Raw genomic sequence first — 20,024 nt, 5'->3', positions numbered from 1 at the left:
CGTCAGGGCCCGGGGGCGCGGCGGCGGTGGACGCGGGCGAGGACGAGGACCGTGTCGTCGGTCGGGGTGCCGGGGCGGAGGTTCGTCAGGATGCGGTCCGCGAGGGCCTCCAGCGGGCCGGACGGACCGCTCAGCTCGGCGCGCAGGGCACCGAGGCCGGCCTCGATGTCGCGGCCCCGCGCCTCGATGAGGCCGTCGGTGTACAGGGCGAGGACCGAGTCCTCCGGGAGGTGGATCCCGGTCGTCCGAAAGGGGAGGCCGCCGACGCCGAGGGGGACTCCCAGGACGTCGTCGACGGTCTCGACGGTGCCGTCGGGGTGGCGGACCAGGGGTGGCGGGTGTCCGGCGCTGGCGATGCGGGCGCGTCCGCTCGTCGCGTCGTACTCGACGTACAGGCACGTCGCGAGCTCGATGCCGGCCTCCTGGGCGCAGGCGTCGAGCTCGGTGAGCAGGTCGTCCGGTTCGATGCCGTGCCTGGCCAGGGCCTTGGTGGTGATGCGGAGCCGGCCCATGGCCGCGGCGGCCGGCACCCCGTGTCCCATCACGTCGCCCACGACGAGGGCGAGCCGGTCGCCCGGCAGGCTGATCACGTCGTACCAGTCGCCGCCGACCTCGGTGATGCGGCTGCCGGGTACGTAGCGGTGGGCCACCTCGGCGTACGGGCCGCTCGCCAGCCCGCTGGGCAGCAGGGCCCGCTGGAGCGTGAGCGAGATGTCCTGGACGCGGCTGTACAGCCGGGCGTTGTCCAGGCAGATCGCGGCGCGTGACGCGAGCTCGCCGGCCAGGTTGAGGTCGTCCGGGGTGAAGGCGGGCCGCCGGGCGGACCGGCCGAACATGGCGATGCCCTGGACGGTGCCCCGGGCGATGAGGGGGGCGACGATGATGTACGCGACGCCGCTCGCGGCCAGCAGCTGTGCGCGCGACTCGATGACGACGGTCCGGGCCACGAAGTCCTCGTCCACCACGGCGCTGACGGGGCGGCCGGTGCGCAGCATGTCGTGGATGACGGAGCCGGGCGGGTACCGCACGGTCTCCACGCCGCTCACGAGCTCGCCTGCCGGAGGGGGCAGGATCGTTCCGGAGGCGATCCGGCGGGTGAACAGCGGCTGCTCCGGGTCGAACTGCTCCCCGGGGTGCGTCCATTCGACGATTTCGACGACGGAGCCGTCGCAGAAGTCCGGCATGGCCGCCTCGACCAGTTCCCGGGCGGTGAGGTCCACGTCCAGCGTGGTGCCGATGCGGGCGGACGCCCGGTCGAGCAGGGCCAGCCGCAGGCGGGCGGCCGTGGCTTCGAGTACGGCTTCCTCCCGGTCCGTGACGTCCACCATCAGCCCGCCCACGCCGGGACGCGATCCGACGGCCCGGGTGAGGGGGAAGAAGCTCACCGTCCGCACCTGGTCGCGGTCCGGATGGCCCAGGGGGCGCAGACCCACGCGGGCCCCCACGACGGGTACCCCGTCCTGCGCGACTGCGCGGAGCATGCGCTGGTACTCGCCGCCGTCGGACGTGATCATGATGTCTTCCATGCGGCGCCCGAGGTGGGCCTCGACGGGCAGGCCGTCCATGTCGGCGAGCGCCTGGTTCAGGTGGACGTACCGGAGCTGCGGGTCGAGCATGACCAGGCCGACCGGGAGGGTCTCGAAGAGGGCGTCGAGGAAGGCCAGGTTGGTCTTGACCCGGTCGAGCTCGTCGCTGCGGCTCACCAGGGCCATCACGACCGAGCCGCCCTCGGCGCCCACCACGGGGAACACCCGGAAGCCGCAGTCGAAGACCGTGCCGTCGCGGTGCCGGGCGGTGAGCCGGGCCCGCCAGTACCCCTCGGTCCGGGCCCGGCCCGCCAGCTCGGCGCACGCGTCGGCGGCGCTCCGGGACGGGCCGGCCAGGAGCAGGGAGCCGGGCTGCGTGAGGACCGCGGCGGAGTCGTACCCGAAGAGGTCCTGGGCGCCGGGGCCCCAGTAGCAGACGCGCTCGTGGTCGTCGATGCCGAAGACGGCCACCGGCACGTGCTGGAGCAGCGTCCCCGGCTCGGACCAGAACGGGCCGTGGGCCTTCTCGCCCCCCGGCTGGACCGATGGCACGAGACGTCCCCTTCCGCACGCCGTTCCCTCCATTATGCGGGCACCGGGCGGGCACCGACCTGCGAGCACCTGGTGCGGTCGCAGCACTAGGCTCGGGGCCGTGAGCAGCGAAGTCGGGGGCGAAGCACGCTACCGCCGGGAGGAGCTGGCCCGGGCGGCGAACGTGAAGGTGCGCAATCTGCGCTACTACCAGGAGCGGGGGCTGCTGCCCCCGCCGCAGCGGGAGGGCCGGATCGCCTGGTACTCCGAGGACCACCTGGTGCGGCTGCGGCTGGTCGACGACCTGCTGGGGCGCGGTTACACCGTGAACGGGATCGCCGAGCTGCTGACGGCCTGGGAGCAGGGCGGCGGGCTCTCGCAACTGCTGGGTCTGGAACGGGAGATGACCCGGGACTGGGTGCACGAGGAGCCGGTCTCCATCAGCCGGGACGAACTCCGGGAGCTGTTCGGCCCGTCGGCCGGGCCGGAGGACACCCGGCGGGCGGCGGCGCTGGGTTACGTGCTGATCGAGGGGGACGCGGTGACGTTCCCGAGCCGGCGGCTGCTGGAGGCGACGCTGGCGCTGGTGCGGGAGGGCGTACCGCTCGAGGAGATCCTGGACGCGGGCGAGTTCGCGCAGCGGCAGGCGGCGGCGCTCGCGGACCGCTTCGTGTCGCTGTTCCGGCGGCACGTGATCGGCCCGGAGGGGCTGGAGGGGCTTTCGGCCGGCCGCCTGCAGGGCATCACGGCGGCGGTGGCGGCCCTGCGGCCGGCGGCGGGCGAGGTGGTGGCCGCGGAGTTCGCCCGGGCCATGGCCCGCCGGGTGGACGAGGAAGTCGCCGCGCTGCTGCGTACGGAGTCCTGAGGCCCGGCCGAGCCCCCGGGCGGGGCGTGGGAGATGGCCGAAAGGGAGCCGTCGCACGACCTTGCCAAGCGCCATTGGCATCTTTACATTCAACCGCACAACCATACCGGTCAGTAACGATCACAAGAGGACAAAATGGATCATGACTTAGGTGGCGGCCGGGTGCGCTGGCAGCGGTTCGCCGTCCTGACCGTCCCGGCCGTCGCCGTCACCGCGGCCCTCGGCATCGCCCTGGCCGAGGGGGCGCTCGCCGCCTCCTTCGCGGTGTCGGGGCAGCAGTTCAAGGTCTCCGCGTCCAGCCTGACGGGCGAGGGCTTCGTCCAGTACGGCAGCGTGGACGTCAATGCCCGCGAGGAGCTGATCCCGGTGGCCGTCACCGCCATCAGGGAGGCGAAGCTCCACGACCTGTGCCAGTCCGTCGTCACCAGGCTCCCCGTGATCGGTGACATCTCCCTGAACCTCACCGCCGGGCGCAGGACCCCCGTGGAGGCGACGAACCTCTTCGTCGACGCCACCCAGCTCTCCGGCGACGCGAGTTTCACCAACATCGAGATCGGCCGCGACGCCTCGACCCTGGACAAGGGGCCCACGGACGCGCAGGGCATGCAGGACCTGTTCGCCCAGCAGGCCGACAGCGTCAGCATCACCGGCCTCCGGCAGACGGCGTGGGCCACGAACGCCGGGACGTTCAAGCTCTCCGGGCTCAGCATGAAGATCAGCAAGGGCTCGAAGGAATGCTTCTGAGATGCCGTCGGATCCGCGCCCGCTCGCGTGGTTCCGGCGCTGGCGGCGCAGCAGGCCCTTCTGGGGCGGGCTCGCCGCCGTGCTCGCCGGGGCCGAAATCTGCTCGATCCCGCTGGCCCCGCTGAAGGTCATGCTGACCCAGGGCGTGGCGGGCATCCCGTCCGTCCTGATGGGCCTGGTCATGATCCTTCTCGGCCTGACCGTCTGGGTCGCCCCGCAGCACCGGTCCCTCGCGGGGGTGCTCACCACACTGATCGCCGTCGCCGCGCTCGTGCTCTCGAACCTCGGCGGCTTCCTGATCGGCACCTTGCTCGGCATCCTCGGCGGCGGCCTCATGTTCGCCTGGCAGGACCACCACGACTCCGCCGCGCAGCCGGACGCCACCGGCCGCGGCGGCCCCACCCGCGAGGACCCCGCCCCACCGGGGCCCGGACCGGGCAGTCCCACCCCCACCCCGCACGACCATCCCCAAGGAGCACAGCCATGAGCCGTACGCGCACCGCTCTCGCACTCGGCATCGCAGCCGCCGGAGCCCTGACCCTGGCCTCCGCCACCGCCACCGCAGCCCCCGTCTCCTTACCGAAGGCCCCGACGGCACCGACGGCGCCGGCAGCGGCCGGCTCCACCACCGTCACCCCGGCCGGCCACGGCTTCAAGGCCACGCTGAGCGGCAAGGCCACCCTCAAGGCCGGTTCGGTCACGGTGACGTGCTCGGTCTCGGTGGCCACCGGCAGCGTCCCCGCCGCCCCGGGCAACCACAACCCGGCCGGAGCCGTCTCGTCGCCGATCTCCGCACCCACGTACAGCTCGTGCACGGCGAGCATCCCGGGCGTCACGCCGACGGTCACCACCAGCGGTGCGTGGACGGTGACCATGCAGCACGGCTCGCCCATCACCACCACCCTGACCGTGCCGACCGGCGGGCTGGTGGTCAAGACGACCGGCCTGGCGACCTGTACCGTGCTCGCCGCGCCGACCGCACCGGCCGGGGCCGCGGGCACCTGGACCAACGGGGCCCCGCCCACCCTGCGCTTCACCAACGCCACCGTCCCCGTCAAGGTCACCGGCGGCTTCGGCTGCCCGACCAGCGCGACCACGTCGACGTTCAACGCCGTGTACACGGTGGCGGACACCACGGATCCGTCCCAGCAGATCAACGTCACCCCCTGATCCCCGCGTGCCCGGCCGGACCCTCTCCCGCCCCGGCCGGGCACCGGCGGTTCCAGGACCGACGGGCAGGCGAGTTCGCCCCGAACGGCTATCCGTCAGTACCGCATGTGCGAGTCCATTACGCGGAATATTCCCTTACTTGCATGCCAAGTCGGCTGGTACATTCCGCAGGCGCAAATCAGCGCCGCAGCGCGTCACGGCAGCCCATGACCTGGCCTGCCCCTGTCGGCGTCGGCATTCACCGCCCCCTGTCCGGGCGGGCCCACGCTCCTCCGACACCGCAGTCACCACCCCGGGAACCGTCACGGCCCTGCCGTGTGACCCGCGCTGCCTTCGCACAGAGACCGGCCATCCGGAGGGAGAGCACGTTGAGGAACACGCTGAAGCGGCACCCCGCGGCGGGCAAAGCACTGGCCGTGGGCGCCCTGTTGGCGCTGGCGGTACCGGGCATCGCCTACGCCAACACGGTCGGCGTGACCGTGAAGACGCCCGGCGCCACGGCGGGACCGGCGTCCCCCTTCTCCGAGATTTCGACCGATGCGGCCTGCAGCAGCGGCCTCGTCTCCGGCGGTGGCCTCAACCAGGCCATCGGCACGGGCACTTCGTCGAACGGCAACAAGGTCAACGGCACGTCACCGAGCCCCGACGGCAGCACCGAGTACACCGGCTCCACCGGCGTCGTCGGCACCGACGTCACCCACTGGCTCGGCATCGGCGGCAGCGGCGGCGCCGTGAAGGTCCGCCACACCGAGGTGAGCGGCCCCACCGCGGCGACCAGCGGCCGGAGCGCCACCGTCGGATGCGGCGAAGGCGACGGCACCCTGGTCAGCGGTGGCGCGGGCATCAGCGGCGGCAGGCCCGGCACACCGGGGTCGCCCGCCACCTCTGCACGCTCTCGGCCGAGGCCTTCGACTGCGCGGGCCGCACCGTGACGCTGAAGGAGCCGTACGAAGCGGCGCACGCGAAGGGCGCCGCGTCCGAGCTGGCGGCGGACGGCCACCGGGGCGGCTCCCCGCGCTCGGTGGCGTTCGACGCGCAGTGGTTCCGGATCGCGGCCGACCCGGACACGGGCGAGATGAGGATCCTGCGCAGCGTGCACGCGGCGGACGCGGGCAAGGTCATGAACCCGATGCAGTGCCGCGGCCAGGTGGAGGGCGGCACGGCGCAGGCGCTGGGCGCGACGCTGTTCGAGACCGTACGCGTCGACGGGCGCGGCGAGGTGACGACGGCGGCGTTCCGCCGCTACCGGCTCCCGCAGTTCGCGGACGTCCCGCGTACGGAGGTGCACTTCACGGAGACGCTGGACGCGATCGGACCGCTGGGCGCGAAGTCGATGAGCGAGAGCCCGTTCGACCCGGTCGCCCCGGCCTTCGCGAACGCGCTGCGGGACGCGACCGGGGTGCGCTTCGCGGAGCTCCCCGTGACCCGGGACGCGGTCTGGCAGAAGATGCGAGCTGCACAGGGCAGGTATGCACACATCTGCAAGTCACATGGCGAAATCGTCATGGCAGATGCGTTTCAGCACGCGGGAGGTCCGGGCATCGGATGCCCATGGCCGAATTTACGCTGCACGGAGACCTCGACCACCCCGCGACGCTGAGCGTCGCGGACCTGCGCCAGTGGGAGCAGATCCGCGCGGAGGTGGTGTTCGACTGCGCGAGCAACGGCCCGCAGCACCACGTGTTCGAGGGCGCGCTGCTGCGGGACGTGGTCGCGGGCGCGGGCCCGGCCTTCGACGCCCGGCGCCGCAAGGACCGGTCGCGCTTCCTGCTGACGGTCAGCGGCGGGGACGGGCACCACACCGTCCTCGCGTGGGCCGAGCTGGACGCCGACTTCGGCGACAGCCCGGTGCTGCTCGCCACCCGCCTCGATGGTGAGGACCTCGACGAGGCGGGGGCCCAGCTGGTGGTCCCCTCGGACCGGTGCGGGGCCCGCTACGTCAGCGCGATCACCGATGTGTGGTTCGGGTCCCTGCCGACACCGCCGCCCGCGGGCTGAGGGCGGGCCGCCTCAGGCGGTGGCGAGGGAGATCTCGGTCGACTTGATCAGCGCGACGACGGGCGTGCCGGGGGCCAGGCCGAGCGCGTCCACCGCGTCGGCGGTGACGGCGGCGGTCAGGCCGCCGCCGGCACCGGCGACATTCACCTTCACCGCGGCCATCGCCGGGCCGGCGGCGACGTCCGCCACCGTGCCCGCGATCTGGTTGCGGATGCTCAGGCTCATGACGGTTCGACCCCTTTACCGAGTGGTTCGGCACGGCCCGACGAAGCCGCACGAGCGTGACGATAGGGGCTGCGCCCCGAGATCCAGGGAAGCGGCCGCGCAGACGCACCGGCGGGCGGTCTTCGTCATCGACATGAACGAGACCGGCGCCGCCTGCGCGGCGGCGGCTCGTGCCGCGTGACGGGGCGGCGGGGGTTCTGGAAGGCTGCCGGACATGACGGTGCACAAGGCGGCCATCGCCCTGCGGGACTACACCCGTGCCGAGGGCGTGACAGCCGCGCTCAGGGGCCAGCTCGTCACCTGCTGGGAGACGGTCGTCAACACCGGCGGCGCGGTGATCGCGGCGGAGTTCCCGCTGCCGCCGGTGAGCGCACACGACGTCCGCCCCGTGCTGGACGAGCTCCTGCGCGGGCTCGACCCCGCCTGCCGCAGGCTGCTCGTCGCCACCGTCGACGGCGCCCTCGCGGGCTGGCTGATCGTCCGCCGCGATCCGCACCCCCTCGTCGCGCATTGCGGGGTGGTCAACCACGTCCAGACGGACCCCCGCTTCCGCGGCTGCGGGATCGGCGCCGCGCTGATGGACCGGGCCCGCGACCTCGCCCGGGACGAGATGGGCCTCGAGCGGCTCTCGCTCGCCGCTCGCGGCGGACTCGGACTGGAGGACTTCTACCGCAAGCTGGGCTGGGTCGAGGTCGGCCGGCTGCCCGGCGCGTTGCGGATCGCCCCCGGCGACGACCGGGACGAGATCCTGATGAGCCTCGCCCTCCGACCGTCCTGATCCGGCCGTCCGGCGTCGTGAAGCAGCCCCTCCCCCCGCCGGGCCGGGCGCAAAGCGCCCGTCTGCGGTTACGGTCGTATGGCCGTTTGCCGAAACCGGTACGCATTCCTCGTCGGGGAGGAACAGCTGGGATGAGCGACGCACCTCTGTACCTGGAACCGCGGCTCTCGCCGCGGCTGACGTCCCTGCTCGGAGAGCCGGCCTTCCTGCATGCGCTCGTCGACGGGCTCGGCTCGCCCCTGAACCTCGTACTCCCCCAGCAGTTCGCGGAGAACGTGGCGCAATTCCGCTCCGTCCTGGAGCGCCACCGGCTGGGCGGGCAGGTCTACTTCGCGCACAAGGCCAACCGCTCCAGCGCGCTGGTCCGGCGGCTCACCACGACCGGTGCCGCCCTGGACGCCGCCTCGCTCGGCGAGTTGCAGCACGCCCTCGGGTCCGGGTTCACCGGTGACCGGATCATGGCGACGGGCCCCAAGGACCCGGAGTTCCTCTGGCTCGCCGCGCGCAGCGGCGCGGTCGTCGGCGTCGACGGGGCCGCGGAGCTGGCGGAGGTGGCCGGGCTCGTCGGCACGTACGGCCTGCCGCGGGTACGCGTCCTGCTCCGGCTGTCCGGGTTCGAGACCTCCGGCACCCGGATGCTCTCCCGGCGCAGCCGGTTCGGCACGTCCGTGAAGTCCCTGGGCGGCCTGCTCGACGTACTGGAACGCCACCGGGACGCGGTGGTGCCGGTCGGCGTCGGCTACCACCTCGACACCACGAGCCTGGACGAGAAGGCCACGGCACTCGAAGGGTGCCTGCGGGCCATGGAGGAGTTGCAGCTCAGGGGGTTCCGGCCGGGCGCGATCGACGTCGGCGGCGGGTTCGGCGTCAGCTACCTGGCCCACGCCGCGCAGTGGGAGCGCTACACGACCGGCCTCACGGCCGCCGTCATGGGCCGCCGGCCGCCCCTGACCTGGGGTGGTCACGGCTACGGGCTGCGCGTGGAGAACGGCACCCTCAAGGGGGCGCTCGGGCTCTACCCGGCGCACCGGCCGGTCGCCGGCCCCGGCTACCTCGACGAGCTGCTGTCCCGCCCCGCGCCCGGCCTGGGGCGCCCGCTGGGCACGCTGCTCCTGGAGAGCCTGTACGACCTGTACGCCGAGCCCGGCCGGGCGCTCGTGGACCAGTGCGGCCTCTCCCTCGCCCGGGTGCTGGAGGTGCGGGACACCGGGTCCGGGGAGCACCTGGTGCGCCTCGCGATGAACGCCGGCGACGTCGGTCTGGAGGACCACGGCGTGCTGGTGGACCCGTTGGTCGTGCCCCGGGCCGGCTCCCCGGCGGATCCGGAGCGGCGGGATCGGCAGGAGCGGCAGGAGGGGTCCGGGCGGACCGGGCAACCGGCCGCCGTCCATCTGATGGGCAACCTGTGCCTGGAGGCCGACCTCATCACCCGCAGAACGGTCTTCCTGCCCCGCCTGCCCCGCCGCGGCGACCTCCTGGCCTTCGCCAACACCGCCGGCTACTGCATGGACTTCGGCGCCACCCACGCCCAGCAGCAGCCCGTCGCCCGCAAGGTCGCCGTCCAGGAGGAGGCCGGTGCCTGGAACTGGTGCCTCGACGAGCAGTACTGGCCGATAGAACGCACGGGGGGAGCGCGCGCATGAGGTACGACAGCATCACCGACGCCATCGGCAACACCCCGCTGGTCCGCATCGACCCGGCCGTGCACGGCCTGCGGAACATCGACCTCTACGCCAAGCTGGAGATGCTGAACCCCTTCGGCTCGCTGAAGGACCGGGCCGCCTGGAACATGGTCCGGGGCGGCCTGCCGGGGGCCGTGGAGCGCGGCGAGACGATCGTGGAGCTCTCCAGCGGGAACACCGCCAAGGCGCTGGCCCTCATCGCGGGCCTGCACGGGCTGCCGTTCAAGAGCGTCACCAACCGCATGCGCATCCCCGAGATCAAGGAACTGCTCCTGCTGCTGGGCGCCGAGATCGAGGAGCTGCCCGGGCAGAGCGAGTGCCTCGACCCGACGGACACCGAGGACCCGCTGACCGTCTTCCACCAGCAGCTGAGCCGTCCCGGGAGCACGCACCTGCACACGGACCAGTACTTCAACCCCCTCAACGCCGAGGCCCACGCCCGGGGCACCGGCCCGGAGATCATCGCCGATCTCGACGGCCGCGCCCCCGACTGGTTCGTCGCCTGTGTGGGGACCGCCGGCTCCTCCACCGGCGTGACCACGGCGCTGCGCGCCCACGATCCGGCCGTCCGGGTCGTGGGCCTGGTCGGGGAGAAGTCGGACTTCATCCCCGGCATCCGCACCGCCGACGAGGTGCAGGAGGTCGGCATCTTCGACCCGTCGGCCTACGACACGATCGCGACGGTGAGCTCCGGGCAGGCCGTCGACGGGATGCTCACCCTGCTGCGCCGCTGCGGGCTGCTCGCCGGCCCCACCGGCGGGGCCGCGTACTACGGCACGGTGCGCCATCTCCGGCCGCTGGACGCCGCGTTGACGGAGCGGGCGACGGCCGTCTTCATCGTGTGCGACCGGGCGGAGAGCTATCTCGGGTACGTGCGCAGCCGGCGTCCGGAGCTGTTCGGCAGGCCGCCGGTACGCAATTCCGTGGCCTCCCTGACCGATGCCGAGGTCCGCACGGCCTGCGTGATCGAGGCCGCCGAGGCGCAGAAGTGGATCGAGGACCGGCGGCCGCTGGTGATCGACCTCCGCGGACCCTTCGCGTACGCCGCGCTGCACATCGACGGCGCGGTCAACATCGTGGACGAGCTCTTCGACGAACTCGTCCGCGGCGGACTGCCCTTCAGCAAGAGCCGGCCCGTGCTGCTGGCCTGCCCGGTCGGCGAGAAGTCCGCCCGGTACGCGGCCCTGCTGACCCGGATGGGCCACCCGGACGTACGCAGCCTCGCCGGCGGGATCGTCGCCTGGCGGGACGCCGGCGCGCCGCTGGTACGTGACTGACGTGGCCGCCGAGTACGACGAGGTCATCCGCGAACTGGCGGCCTGGCAGCGGGAGTTGCGCGTCCAGTTCCCGATCGTGGCCGCGAACCCCGGCCTCGCCTACCTGGACAGCGCGGCGACGTCGCAGAAGCCGCAGGCGGTCCTGGACGCCGTACACGACTACCTGACCACCTCGAACGCCAACGCGGGCCGCGGCTCGTACCCGTGGGCCAACACCACGACGGCACTGGTGGAGCGCACCCGCGAGCGGATCGGGGAGTTCCTGGGAGATCCGCAGCCGGAGCGCTCCACCGTGCACTTCACCAGCGGCGCCACGGAAGGGCTGCGCACCATCGCCCGGGACTGGCTGCCCGGCCTGCTGGCGGACGGGGACGAGATCGTCGTCCCGTTCTCCGACCACCAGGCGAACCTGGCGCCCTGGCTGGAGGCCCGCGAGCTGCTGGCCCGCCAGGGGGTACGGATCGCGGTGCGCGCGCTGCCGTGCCAGGAGCGCTCCGGGGACTACGACCCCGAGGCCCTCGCGCGGATCACCGGCCCCCGTACCCGCTTCGTGGCCGCCACCCACGTGCACCACGTCTACGGGGTCGACATGAACGTCCACCGGGTGCGCAGGGCGGTCGGGCCGGACGTACCCATCTGCCTCGACGCCGCACAGAGCATCGGCCACCTGCCGGTGTCCGTGGCCGAGCTCGACGTGGACTTCGTGGTCTTCTCCGGGCACAAGGCACTGGCACTGCCCGGCACCGGGGCCGTCTGGGCCCGCGGGCTGCGCGGGCCGGAGTTCCGGCCGGGCGGCTGGGCCGGAACGCCGAACACCGCCGGGATCGCGTCGCTCGCGGCGGCCCTCGACTGGCTCGACCGCGCCGGGACCGACCGCATCGAGCGCTGGACCGTGGCCCTGGCGTCGCGGCTGACCGACGGGCTCGCCCGGATGGACGCGTACGAGGTGCTCGGCTGCGGGGCGAGCCTGGCGGCCGCGTCCGAGGTGCAGCGGCGCCGGAGCATCGTGACCTTCCGGCACCGCGGGATCAGCGCCCAGGACCTGGGGTTCGTCCTGTACAGCCACGGCATCATGGTGCGCTCGGACGGGCACTGCCAGGCGGGCGGCTCCGGCTCCGGCTCCGGCTCCGGGGAGACGGAGGACTCGGTGCGGGTCAGCCTGCACGTCCACAACACACCTGAAGAGGTACGAGAGTTGCTCGCGGTCCTCACCAGTCTGCAATGATTTCCATTTGTGGGAATGAGCACGATGACGGCAGCACGGTGGGTGGAGCGCTGGGAGAGCCAGCAGCAGCGGTACGCCGTGGACCGCGAGGAGAGATTCACAGTCATGGCCGACGTCGTCGAGCACGTGACCCTCGGTCAGGCCGCCCCGCTGGTGCTCGACCTCGGCAGCGGTCCCGGAGCCCTGGCCTCGCGGCTCGCGGCCCGCCTCCCCACGGCCGAGGTGCTGGCCGTCGACGCCGATCCGCTCCTGCTCGAACTGGGCAGGTCGTACTACGGATCGGCGCTGCGCCACGTCGAGTCCGTGATCGGCGCACCCGGCTGGCTCGAGCCCCTCGGCCTGGACCGCCCGGTCGACGCGGCCGTCTCGGCGACGGCCCTGCACTACCTCGGCGAGGCGGCGCTGCGCCGCGTCTACCGGGACCTCGCCGGCCTGTTGCGCCCCGGCGGCGTGTTCGTCAACGGCGACCACATCGGCCCGGACTCGGAATCCGTCCGCGAACTCGCCCTCCACGTCGGGCAGCTCCGTACCGAGCGCTACCTGGACACCACCGAGGACTGGGAGTCCTGGTGGTCGGACGCCGCCGCGGATCCCGAGCTGGCGCCGCGTCTCGCCCGGCCCGAGCGCCCCAGCCATCCGCCGTGCGAGGGCAACGACCTGACGCTGTCCGGCCACACCGCGCTGCTCCGCGAGGCGGGCTTCCGTCAGATCGGGACCGTCTGGCAGTTCGGCCACAGCCACGTGATGGTCGCCGTCCGCTGAAGGCGAGCCGTGTCAGCGGCGCCGCGCGCGGGAGCGCCGCAGGGCCATGCCGACGCCGGCTCCGGCAAGCGCCGCCGCACCGAGTCCAGCCAGCGTCAGACCGAGTGCGCCGTTGCCGCCGCCGTCGTCGGCCGGTTCCGCGCCGTCCGTGGCTGCGGCCGTCACCACGGCCGGAGGCCGAAGCGAAGGAGGGGCCGAAGCAGGGGCCGACGGCGCGACGGACGCGGCTGCGGAACGCGCGGGCTTGACCGGTGCCGCGGCGGCGACGGTCAGTCGCCGCTCGCCGCGCCCCAGCCCCGGGTACCCGGCCTCGACGGTGACCGTCCACTCGCCGGCGGGGAGCGCCTCGGCGGTGGTCCAGCTGCTGCTGCCGCCGCCGGGAGCGCGGACCAGCCGGAACGGTCCGGCCGTACGGGAGCCGTCGCCGCTGACGGCGTTGACCGTGGCGCCGACCTGCTCCTCGACCGGGTCGCCGTCGTTCTCCCAGGTCACATCCGTGGTGACGTGCCCTTCGCGGTGACCGGTGACGACCACCTTCAGGGTGCCGTCGTGCGCGGCGGCGGGCAGGGGCGCACCGAGGGTCAGGGCCCCGGCCAGCGCCGTGAGGACGAGGGCCGGCCTCGGGTTTCTGTGCATTGCGGTCCTCCGATGGCGGTGAGAGGGGTGGGGCGGGCGGGCCCCCCGTGACGGCCCGCCCGCCCTGCTGTCGGCCCGTGCGGCCCGACGGCCGGCTCAGCCGGTCTTACCGTCGGCCCGGCCGGGCGTGTTGTCGGCTCAGCCGGCCTTGCGGGCCGTCCAGACCTGCGCCGGGCGTCCGTCCGCTCGCTGGAGGTCGAGCAGCCAGGCGCCGTAGTACGGCCGGCTGCTGACGGTCAGCGCGTAGGTTCCGCCGCGGTGGGTGATCGTCGCCGCGCCGTCCTTGACGGTCAGCTTCCACTGCTGTGCGGCGGAAGTCGTCGAGCACGGCTGCTGGGCGACCCACATGCCTGCGGCCGGGGCTCCGCCGGGCTGGAGGCACTTGCCGGAGGCGGCGGACCGGATGCGGACCAGCCCGCTGCCCGCCTTGTCGAACAACCACTGCTGCTGGGCGTAGCCGTTGGCCTGGGAGCCGACGAGCACCGTGCCGTCGGCCGAACGACCGCCCCACAGCTCGGCGTTCATGCCGGTGCGGCCGTTGGAGAGCAGGTAGCGGGTGTTCGGTGCGGTGGTGCCGCTCGGGCCGGCGGTGCGGAACTTCGTCGCACGGCCGGGTCCGCTGTCCCGGCCCTGTCCGTCACGGACCGATACGGCGACGGTGTACGAGGTGCCGGGCCGCAGGCCGTAGATCCGCACTGCGGTGCCCTGCACCCACGTCAGGTGCTGTCCGTTGAACATGACCTGGTACCAGGCGGCTCCGGCGACCCGCGGCCAGCTCGCCACGGCGGAGTCGGACTGGATCTGGCCGACCGTCACGTCGGGTCCGGCGCCGGGCCTCGGCGCGGTCGGGGACGGGGTGGGCGTCGGGGTGGGCTTGGGGCTCGGCCCGGGTCCCGGGTCGGTGCCTCCGCCGCCGCCCTTGCCGCGCATCAGGAACTGGTTGTCCGCGATGTTCCAGTGCGTCGCCAGATAGCTGCCGGGGCGTGGGTTGGTGTGGAAGTAGTCGTCGTGGTTGCAGTCGAGGATGTTGTCCGCGGCGCGGTTGGTGCACACGTCGCGCATCCGAGGGTAGTGCGGACTGTCCGAGTAGCACATGACGTCCCACTCGTCCGTGCAGTGCGCGCCCCGGCTGGTGTTGGGCGCGCTGTTGTTGACCGCGCCCAGGTTGTGGCCGAGTTCGTGCGCGGCGGTGTGACCGCCCCAGCAGCCGGTGTCGGTGCGCCCGTAGGAGGGGCCGAAGTTGCTGAGGTTGGTCTGGCCGGGCCGCTCGTCGCCGTTGAACGTTCCGATGCCGCAGTAGACCTGCGCGTCGGCGAAGATCATGTACTTGCGGTCGCGGCGGTCGAGGCCCTTGGCGGCCAGCGCCCGGTTGGTGGCGCTGAACTCGGAGAGTGCGGAGTCCGTCAGCTCGATGTTGAGGACCGTCGGCGTGCAGTCGGCGGCCGTCACGTACCGGATGTGGCGGACGCCGCCGGTCTCCTGGGCGCTGGCCGAGTAGATGAGGTCGGCGTCGGCGGCCCATTTGCGGAAGGACGCGACGTACTGGGAGTACCGGTCGCGGCCGGGGCCGTGGACGTACACGACCTGGACGCGGTTGCCGCTGCTGCCGTCGCCGTCGCACTGGACGGCCTGTCCGGCGGGCGCGGCGGCCTTTGCAGCGGTGCCGGCCGCGGTGTTGCCGCCGGCCGACGGGGTGGGCGCGGGCCGCGCCGCGGCCGAGCCTGCGGTACGGGCGTCCACGGCGGGCGTGTCCTGAGAGCGCCCGCCGCCCTGCTCGGGCACCGGGTCCTGGGCGGCCGGCTTGGCCGGGTCGGCTGCTGCCGCACGGGTCTTGACCGCGGGCGGGGTGTCCTTCTTGATGTCGACGCCCTTGGGCGGGGCGTCGGGGCCGTGGGTGCAGTGGCCGGTGGTGGTGCTGTAGACGCCCGCGCAGCGGTCGCCCTTGGGCGCGATCTTCAGCCCGTCGAACACCATGCCCCGGGCCGGCTCGTTGGCCGGCTTCTTCTTGATGGGCTTCGGTTCCTCGTCCCTGGCCGGTGCGGCGGCCGGAACGGGTATCTCCGCGGAGTGCGCTCCCAGTTGGGTGAGCGGGGCGCTCCCGCCGCCGTCGGTACGGCCGGCTTCGTAGGCGAAGCCTCCTGCGACCACCGCCGCCACAGCCATGGCGGCGGTGATGCCTATGAACCGTCCGCGCGGACGCGGCTGACGCGGCTGACGCGGCTGACGCTGCTTCAGTCTTCGATGTTTGGACATGCGCACCTCAATTCTTTGGTCAGAAGAGTGGGTGCGCGGAAGCCTGCCAGACCCCCTCGGTGGAGAATTCGGACAAAGGGGAGCCTGCCCGAAGAATCCATTCCGTTACCTTGCGGCCTTTTCTGATGAACCTTCAATTCACTTGAAAACAAAGGGAGTTACGCGCGTTGCTGGAGCTTGGTCCAGGCCTTCTGGGTAATCTCGTTATGGAATCGAGATAATCGCCGGAGGGTTATTGACGCGAATTCAGTAGAAGATTCACCCTTTGCTTACCTCGCGAATTCCCCCGGTCACCAATGGTGAGCACGGCACGGTGCGAAGCGGACACAACGACGAACTCGCCCTCTCGGGCGAGTTCGTGGACCTGCGGCGGGGACGAGCGGCTACGTCACGCTCGCATCAGGAAGTACGGGAGCACGCAGAGCGCCGCGGGCAGTCGGGCGCCGCCCGGGCCGTGGCGGCGCGGGCGGCGAAGCGGCGTGGGATCGGATCGGGTCATGCACCATCAGTAATAGTGGCGACGCCCGCCGACGGAGTGGCCGACCGCCCCGAGTACCCACAGGACGACGCCCACGACGAGCAGGATCGCTCCGATGGTCCACAGGATCGTTATCCCCAGGATCCAGCCGAGGATCAGCAGGATGGCGCCTATGAGGATCATGGTGTCCGCCCTTCGTGCGAAGTGACTGCGGTACGTGAACGGTCCCGCAGTACTGGCGCGACTACCCCGAACCCCCCGCGTCATGCATGGCGGACTGACGCTCCGTACCCGGCGAGTACGGAGCGTAAGAGTCGCGTCACGCTGCAGCGACCTTGACCCCTGGCCGCACGCGGGTGGCCAGGGGTCAAGGGCGGCCGGGCTACCACTTGTGCGGCGGTCCGGCCGATACTGGCGCCATGGAGAGCCAGGGCCGTCCTGCCGGGGGCTCCTCGCCGGGCCGCCACCACGGAGTCCGCGAGCGTCTCGGCGACGCCCTGTTCCGGCAGGTCGCCGGCCCCGGCGGAGCGGAGAGCCGGCTGCGCATCCACGGAACCCCCGGACCGCGCTGGTTCGCCCCCGGCCGGCCGGTCCGCACCGTGCACGGCGACGCCTCGATGTTCGTCGGCGGACTCTCCGCCCTCCTCCTCCAGTCCCTGCACCCGCTGGCAATGGCGGCCGTCGCCGGACACTCGGGCTACCGGGGCGACCCCTGGGGGCGGTTGGCCCGCACCAGCACCTTCCTCGCGTACACGACGTACGGCACGGCGGACCACGCCCAGCAGGCCGTCGACCGGGTGCGGGCCGTGCACGAGGGGATCCGCGGCAGCACCGCGGACGGCACGGCGTACCACGCGTCCGACCCGCACCTGCTGGCCTGGGTGCACATCGCCGAGGTGGACTCCTTCCTGCGGGCGCACCAGCGGTACGGGGCGCAGCCGCTGCACGCGGCGGGCTGCGACGGGTACGTCGCCGACATGGCCCGCGTGGGGGCCGCGCTCGGGGTGGCGGATCCGCCCACGACCACGGCCGCGCTGGCCGAACGGATCGACTCCTACCGTCCGGAGCTGCGGTCCACGCCCGAGGCCAGGGAGGCGGCGCGGTTCATCCTGCTGCATCCGCCGCTGCCCTGGCCGGCGCGGCTGCCCTACTCGGCGCTCGGCGCGGCGGCCGTCGCCCTGCTGCCCGACTGGGCCCGCGAGCCGCTGCGGCTGCCGCTGCTCCCCCGGACCGAGCGCTGGTTCGCGGGACCGGCCGGCACGGCCGTGACCGGGCTGATCCGGTGGGCCATGGCGCGGCCTCCGGTGCCGCAGGTGCCCGCCGTGCAGGGGTGAGCGCCGGCACGGCGGAGTCGTTGACCGTGTAATCCCCGCCGAAGCCCTTCGTGGTGATCGTGACCGGCGACCGCCACCGCGGCGGCGGTCACGAAAGGGCCAGCCGGGCGGCGAGCGCGGTGATGACGGCGCTCGACGCCAGAGCCGTGAGCAGCCGTCCGCGGCGGCCGGTCAGCAGGCGGCCGAGCAGCGCGCCGCCCCCGGCGAGCAGCAGCTGCCAGCTGGCGGACGCGGCGAAGGCGGCGAGGACGAACACCGCCTGCTCGGCCCGGCCCGGGTCCGCGGCCGACGAGCCGGCCAGCACCAGGGCCGCGAAGTAGATCACGGTGAGCGGGTTCGCGATCGTGAGGGCGAGCAGGGCGCCGTACGCCCGCGACGGGCTGGGAGGTGTGTCCGCACGTGGATCCGCGGTGCGGCCCCCGCGGTGGCTGCGCACGGCCGCGACCGCGCCGTGGGCCGCCAGCGCGACGAGCACGACGGCGGAGACCGCGCGCAGCGGACCGACGACCGGCTGGAGCAGGGGGACGAGCGCGGAGCCCGCCAGGACGGAGACCAGGGCGTAGACGCCGTCGGCGGTCGCCACCCCGAGGGCGGCGCAGGCACCGGTCTTCAGCGACGTGCGGGCGGTGAGGGCGACGAGGTAGGCCCCGACGGCACCGACCGGCACGGCGATGCCGTAGCCGGCGAGCAGGCCGGCGACCAGCGCCGTGCTCACGCGTCTGCGGGGATCGGCCTCCGCTCCGGGCCGGACTGCTGCTGTCGTCCCACCGGCCGGAGGGCGGCGGACGGCGGCAGGACGGCGGTCGAGGTGGAAGTCATGCGCGGATTCTGGTCGCGCGCCGGGAACGGGAGCAACCCGTTTTCCGTCCTGATCTCTGCGCGGAGTCGTCAGCCGCCCCGGCCGCCGGTACGGAACGGCAGGTCGGCGGCTCGGACGCTGCGTCAGCTTTCGTAAGATCGGCTCACCTGCCGCACGTTGTGCGTACTGGTGGGCCCCTGTCCGCATGCCCTCCCCACACCAGCCGAGTTGAGGAACCACGTGCCCCTGCCTCTGAACCGCCGCCTCGCGGCAAGTGCCGCCCTGCTGGCCGCCGTCGCCGGCGTGGTCCCGGCCACCGCCGCCCACGCCGCGACCACCCCGGTCTCCGCAGCCTCGGCCGCGACCGCGGGCTCCGCCGCTTCCGCCGTCACGGCGCGCAAGGCGACGACCCCCGACCTCACCGCCCTCGTGAAGGTGCTGGAGAACACGATGGCGGCCGGAGCGCCCGGCGCCATGGCCCGGATCACCGGCCCCGCCGGGGTCCAGACCAAGGCCGTGGGCGTGCAGGACCGGACCACGGGCACGGCGATGAACCCGAAGTCCCGCTTCCGGATCGGCAGCGTCACCAAGACCTTCTCCACCGTCGTCCTGCTGCAGCTGGTGGCCGAGGGCAAGGTCAAGCTCGACGACCCGGTCAACACGTACCTGCCCGGCCTGCTGCCCGACGACCGGATCACCGTGCGCCACCTGCTCACGCACCGCAGCGGGCTGGCGGACTACACGAACGCCATGTTCGACAAGACCGTGCCCGGCTTCGAGGCCGTCCGGAACAAGGTGTTCACGTACGACGAGCTGGTCAAGCTCTCGCTCGCCGAGCCGCGCACGACCGAGCCGGGCGTGTCGTACAAGTACTCCAACACCAACTTCGTCGTGGTCGGCATGATCATCGAGAAGGTCGGCAAGCGCACGGTCGCCAAGGAGTACAGCAGCCGCATCATCAAGCCGCTGGGTCTGCGGAACACCTTCTACGTGCACCCCAAGACGACCATCAAGGGCCTGCACGCCCGCGGCTACCTCCACCCCGACGAGGCCGGCGCCCCGCTGGTCGACTCCACCGAGCAGACGGTGTCCTGGGGCCAGTCCGCCGGTGCGATGATCTCCAACCCGGCCGACCTCAACACCTTCATGTCGGCGCTCCTCAAGGGCAAGCTGCTGTCCAAGCCCATGCTGGACGCCATGATCACCATGACCCCGACCGACGCGACGAACACCCGCTTCTACGGGCTGGGGCTGCGCCGCTACGACCTGACGTGCGGGGTGCAGCTCTACGGCCACACCGGCACCGTGCAGGGCTTCTACACCTACGCGTTCGCCACGCGTGACGGCAGCCGGAGCATCGCCGCCATGGCGAACACCTCCAACCGGGGCACGGCCAACACCGCGCTGGGCGGTTCGCTGGAGGCCGTGTTCTGCCCCAAGCCGGCCACCCCGGCCACCGCGCGCGGCTTCGCGGCCGCGGTGTCGCAGGACCCGGCGCTGACGCCGGCCCCGGCCGAGGCCGACCTGCCGGAGCGCGGCTCGCGCCGCTGACCCGGTGACGCCGTCGGCCCGGTCCGAGTGACCGGGCCGACGGCGGGGCGTGGCGGGGGGGGGGGGGGGGGGGGGGGGGGGGGGGGGAGGGAGGGAGGAGGGGGGGGGGGGGGGGGGGGGGCAGGGGAGGCGACAGAGGGGGCGACCTCCCCGCCACGGGGTTCCCCTCGCTTTTTGCTCCCTTCTTCGC

At 73.0% G+C, this 20,024-nt stretch carries 18 protein-coding genes and 2 pseudogenes; 14 read left to right on the top strand and 6 right to left on the bottom strand.

What is annotated here, in order from left to right; all coding sequences use genetic code 11:
- Positions 1 to 2 precede the first annotated feature (2 nt).
- A complete protein-coding gene (locus ACZ7H1_RS01440; protein ID WP_470782715.1) occupies positions 3 to 2,078 on the bottom strand; it encodes a SpoIIE family protein phosphatase in 2,076 nt (691 codons plus the stop codon).
- Positions 2,079 to 2,178: 100 nt separating this feature from the next.
- Here ACZ7H1_RS01440 and ACZ7H1_RS01435 point away from each other — a divergent pair, with 100 nt between their 5' ends.
- The 7 genes and pseudogenes from ACZ7H1_RS01435 to ACZ7H1_RS01405 all read left to right on the top strand — a co-directional run bounded on the left by ACZ7H1_RS01435 (position 2,179) and on the right by ACZ7H1_RS01405 (position 6,834).
- Complete coding sequence (locus ACZ7H1_RS01435) at positions 2,179 to 2,922, top strand: MerR family transcriptional regulator (RefSeq protein ID WP_470782713.1); 744 nt, start codon at positions 2,179 to 2,181, stop codon at positions 2,920 to 2,922.
- A gap of 135 nt (positions 2,923 to 3,057) precedes the next feature.
- Complete coding sequence (locus ACZ7H1_RS01430; RefSeq protein ID WP_470782711.1) at positions 3,058 to 3,666, top strand: DUF6230 family protein; 609 nt, start codon at positions 3,058 to 3,060, stop codon at positions 3,664 to 3,666.
- 1 nt (position 3,667) lies between these two features.
- Entirely contained in the window at positions 3,668 to 4,153 is a 486-nt protein-coding gene (locus tag ACZ7H1_RS01425) for a DUF6114 domain-containing protein (RefSeq protein WP_470782709.1), read from the top strand.
- The gene (locus ACZ7H1_RS01420) at positions 4,150 to 4,836 is read left to right on the top strand and encodes a hypothetical protein (RefSeq protein WP_470782707.1); all 687 of its coding nucleotides are present in this window, start codon (positions 4,150 to 4,152) and stop codon (positions 4,834 to 4,836) included. The genes ACZ7H1_RS01425 and ACZ7H1_RS01420 overlap by 4 nt, the downstream gene beginning before the upstream one ends.
- A 368-nt stretch (positions 4,837 to 5,204) precedes the next feature.
- Positions 5,205 to 5,768, top strand: a complete 564-nt coding sequence (locus ACZ7H1_RS01415) for a hypothetical protein (protein ID WP_470782705.1) — start codon at positions 5,205 to 5,207, stop codon at positions 5,766 to 5,768.
- Positions 5,693 to 6,436, top strand: a pseudogene (locus tag ACZ7H1_RS01410) (molybdopterin cofactor-binding domain-containing protein); the annotation flags it as partial. The gene ACZ7H1_RS01415 and the pseudogene ACZ7H1_RS01410, both read left to right, overlap by 76 nt.
- On the top strand, positions 6,382 to 6,834 hold the full coding sequence (locus ACZ7H1_RS01405) for a molybdopterin-dependent oxidoreductase (protein WP_470782703.1): 453 nt from the start codon (positions 6,382 to 6,384) through the stop codon (positions 6,832 to 6,834). The pseudogene ACZ7H1_RS01410 and the gene ACZ7H1_RS01405, both read left to right, overlap by 55 nt.
- Before the next feature lie 12 nt (positions 6,835 to 6,846).
- Here ACZ7H1_RS01405 and ACZ7H1_RS01400 read toward each other — a convergent pair.
- Positions 6,847 to 7,062 (bottom strand): annotated as a pseudogene (locus ACZ7H1_RS01400) (TOBE domain-containing protein); the annotation flags it as partial.
- A 211-nt stretch (positions 7,063 to 7,273) separates the two neighbouring features.
- Here ACZ7H1_RS01400 and ACZ7H1_RS01395 point away from each other — a divergent pair.
- From ACZ7H1_RS01395 to ACZ7H1_RS01375, 5 genes are all read left to right on the top strand, one after another.
- Entirely contained in the window at positions 7,274 to 7,837 is a 564-nt protein-coding gene (locus ACZ7H1_RS01395; RefSeq protein ID WP_470782701.1) for a GNAT family N-acetyltransferase, read from the top strand.
- A 131-nt stretch (positions 7,838 to 7,968) separates the two neighbouring features.
- Entirely contained in the window at positions 7,969 to 9,480 is a 1,512-nt protein-coding gene (locus ACZ7H1_RS01390; protein ID WP_470782699.1) for a type III PLP-dependent enzyme domain-containing protein, read from the top strand.
- Complete coding sequence (locus ACZ7H1_RS01385; RefSeq protein WP_470782697.1) at positions 9,477 to 10,796, top strand: pyridoxal-phosphate dependent enzyme; 1,320 nt, start codon at positions 9,477 to 9,479, stop codon at positions 10,794 to 10,796. Before ACZ7H1_RS01390 ends, ACZ7H1_RS01385 begins: the two co-directional genes overlap by 4 nt.
- A 1-nt stretch (position 10,797) precedes the next feature.
- Positions 10,798 to 12,021: an aminotransferase class V-fold PLP-dependent enzyme gene (locus tag ACZ7H1_RS01380; RefSeq protein ID WP_470782764.1), complete on the top strand. Its 1,224-nt coding sequence runs from the start codon at positions 10,798 to 10,800 to the stop codon at positions 12,019 to 12,021.
- Between the two features lie 9 nt (positions 12,022 to 12,030).
- Positions 12,031 to 12,783, top strand: coding sequence for a class I SAM-dependent methyltransferase (locus ACZ7H1_RS01375; RefSeq protein ID WP_470782695.1), 753 nt, complete (start codon positions 12,031 to 12,033; stop codon positions 12,781 to 12,783).
- Between the two features lie 12 nt (positions 12,784 to 12,795).
- Here ACZ7H1_RS01375 and ACZ7H1_RS01370 read toward each other — a convergent pair whose 3' ends face one another.
- The 3 genes from ACZ7H1_RS01370 to ACZ7H1_RS01360 all read right to left on the bottom strand — a co-directional run bounded on the left by ACZ7H1_RS01370 (position 12,796) and on the right by ACZ7H1_RS01360 (position 16,333).
- Positions 12,796 to 13,419: a hypothetical protein gene (locus tag ACZ7H1_RS01370; RefSeq protein ID WP_470782693.1), complete on the bottom strand. Its 624-nt coding sequence runs from the start codon at positions 13,417 to 13,419 to the stop codon at positions 12,796 to 12,798.
- 138 nt (positions 13,420 to 13,557) lie between these two features.
- Positions 13,558 to 15,582 (bottom strand): RICIN domain-containing protein, encoded by a 2,025-nt coding sequence (locus tag ACZ7H1_RS01365; protein ID WP_470782691.1) that lies wholly within the window; start codon positions 15,580 to 15,582, stop codon positions 13,558 to 13,560.
- 595 nt (positions 15,583 to 16,177) lie between these two features.
- Positions 16,178 to 16,333, bottom strand: a complete 156-nt coding sequence (locus ACZ7H1_RS01360) for a DUF6131 family protein (protein ID WP_470782689.1) — start codon at positions 16,331 to 16,333, stop codon at positions 16,178 to 16,180.
- A gap of 236 nt (positions 16,334 to 16,569) precedes the next feature.
- Here ACZ7H1_RS01360 and ACZ7H1_RS01355 point away from each other — a divergent pair, with 236 nt between their 5' ends.
- Entirely contained in the window at positions 16,570 to 17,484 is a 915-nt protein-coding gene (locus tag ACZ7H1_RS01355) for an oxygenase MpaB family protein (RefSeq protein WP_470782687.1), read from the top strand.
- A gap of 88 nt (positions 17,485 to 17,572) precedes the next feature.
- Here ACZ7H1_RS01355 and ACZ7H1_RS01350 read toward each other — a convergent pair whose 3' ends face one another.
- Entirely contained in the window at positions 17,573 to 18,199 is a 627-nt protein-coding gene (locus ACZ7H1_RS01350; RefSeq protein WP_470782685.1) for a LysE family transporter, read from the bottom strand.
- Positions 18,200 to 18,523: 324 nt separating this feature from the next.
- Here ACZ7H1_RS01350 and ACZ7H1_RS01345 point away from each other — a divergent pair, with 324 nt between their 5' ends.
- Positions 18,524 to 19,834, top strand: coding sequence for a serine hydrolase domain-containing protein (locus ACZ7H1_RS01345; RefSeq protein ID WP_470782683.1), 1,311 nt, complete (start codon positions 18,524 to 18,526; stop codon positions 19,832 to 19,834).
- Positions 19,835 to 20,024 lie beyond the last annotated feature (190 nt).

The sequence above is a fragment of the Streptomyces sp. NPDC037401 genome, from assembly GCF_055602345.1.
Note: the sequence above shows the minus strand (reverse complement) of the source record. Positions and strands in the feature narration are given on the sequence as shown.

Coding starts and splice junctions, on each gene's coding strand:
- ACZ7H1_RS01405 (WP_470782703.1), top strand. CDS start 6,382: ATGCCCATGGCCGAATTTACGCTGCACGGAGACCTCGACCACCCCGCG.
- ACZ7H1_RS01395 (WP_470782701.1), top strand. CDS start 7,274: ATGACGGTGCACAAGGCGGCCATCGCCCTGCGGGACTACACCCGTGCC.
- ACZ7H1_RS01425 (WP_470782709.1), top strand. CDS start 3,668: ATGCCGTCGGATCCGCGCCCGCTCGCGTGGTTCCGGCGCTGGCGGCGC.
- ACZ7H1_RS01370 (WP_470782693.1), bottom strand. CDS start 13,419: ATGCACAGAAACCCGAGGCCGGCCCTCGTCCTCACGGCGCTGGCCGGG.
- ACZ7H1_RS01365 (WP_470782691.1), bottom strand. CDS start 15,582: ATGGCTGTGGCGGCGGTGGTCGCAGGAGGCTTCGCCTACGAAGCCGGC.
- ACZ7H1_RS01430 (WP_470782711.1), top strand. CDS start 3,058: ATGGATCATGACTTAGGTGGCGGCCGGGTGCGCTGGCAGCGGTTCGCC.
- ACZ7H1_RS01360 (WP_470782689.1), bottom strand. CDS start 16,333: ATGATCCTCATAGGCGCCATCCTGCTGATCCTCGGCTGGATCCTGGGG.
- ACZ7H1_RS01385 (WP_470782697.1), top strand. CDS start 9,477: ATGAGGTACGACAGCATCACCGACGCCATCGGCAACACCCCGCTGGTC.
- ACZ7H1_RS01390 (WP_470782699.1), top strand. CDS start 7,969: ATGAGCGACGCACCTCTGTACCTGGAACCGCGGCTCTCGCCGCGGCTG.
- ACZ7H1_RS01420 (WP_470782707.1), top strand. CDS start 4,150: ATGAGCCGTACGCGCACCGCTCTCGCACTCGGCATCGCAGCCGCCGGA.
- ACZ7H1_RS01355 (WP_470782687.1), top strand. CDS start 16,570: ATGGAGAGCCAGGGCCGTCCTGCCGGGGGCTCCTCGCCGGGCCGCCAC.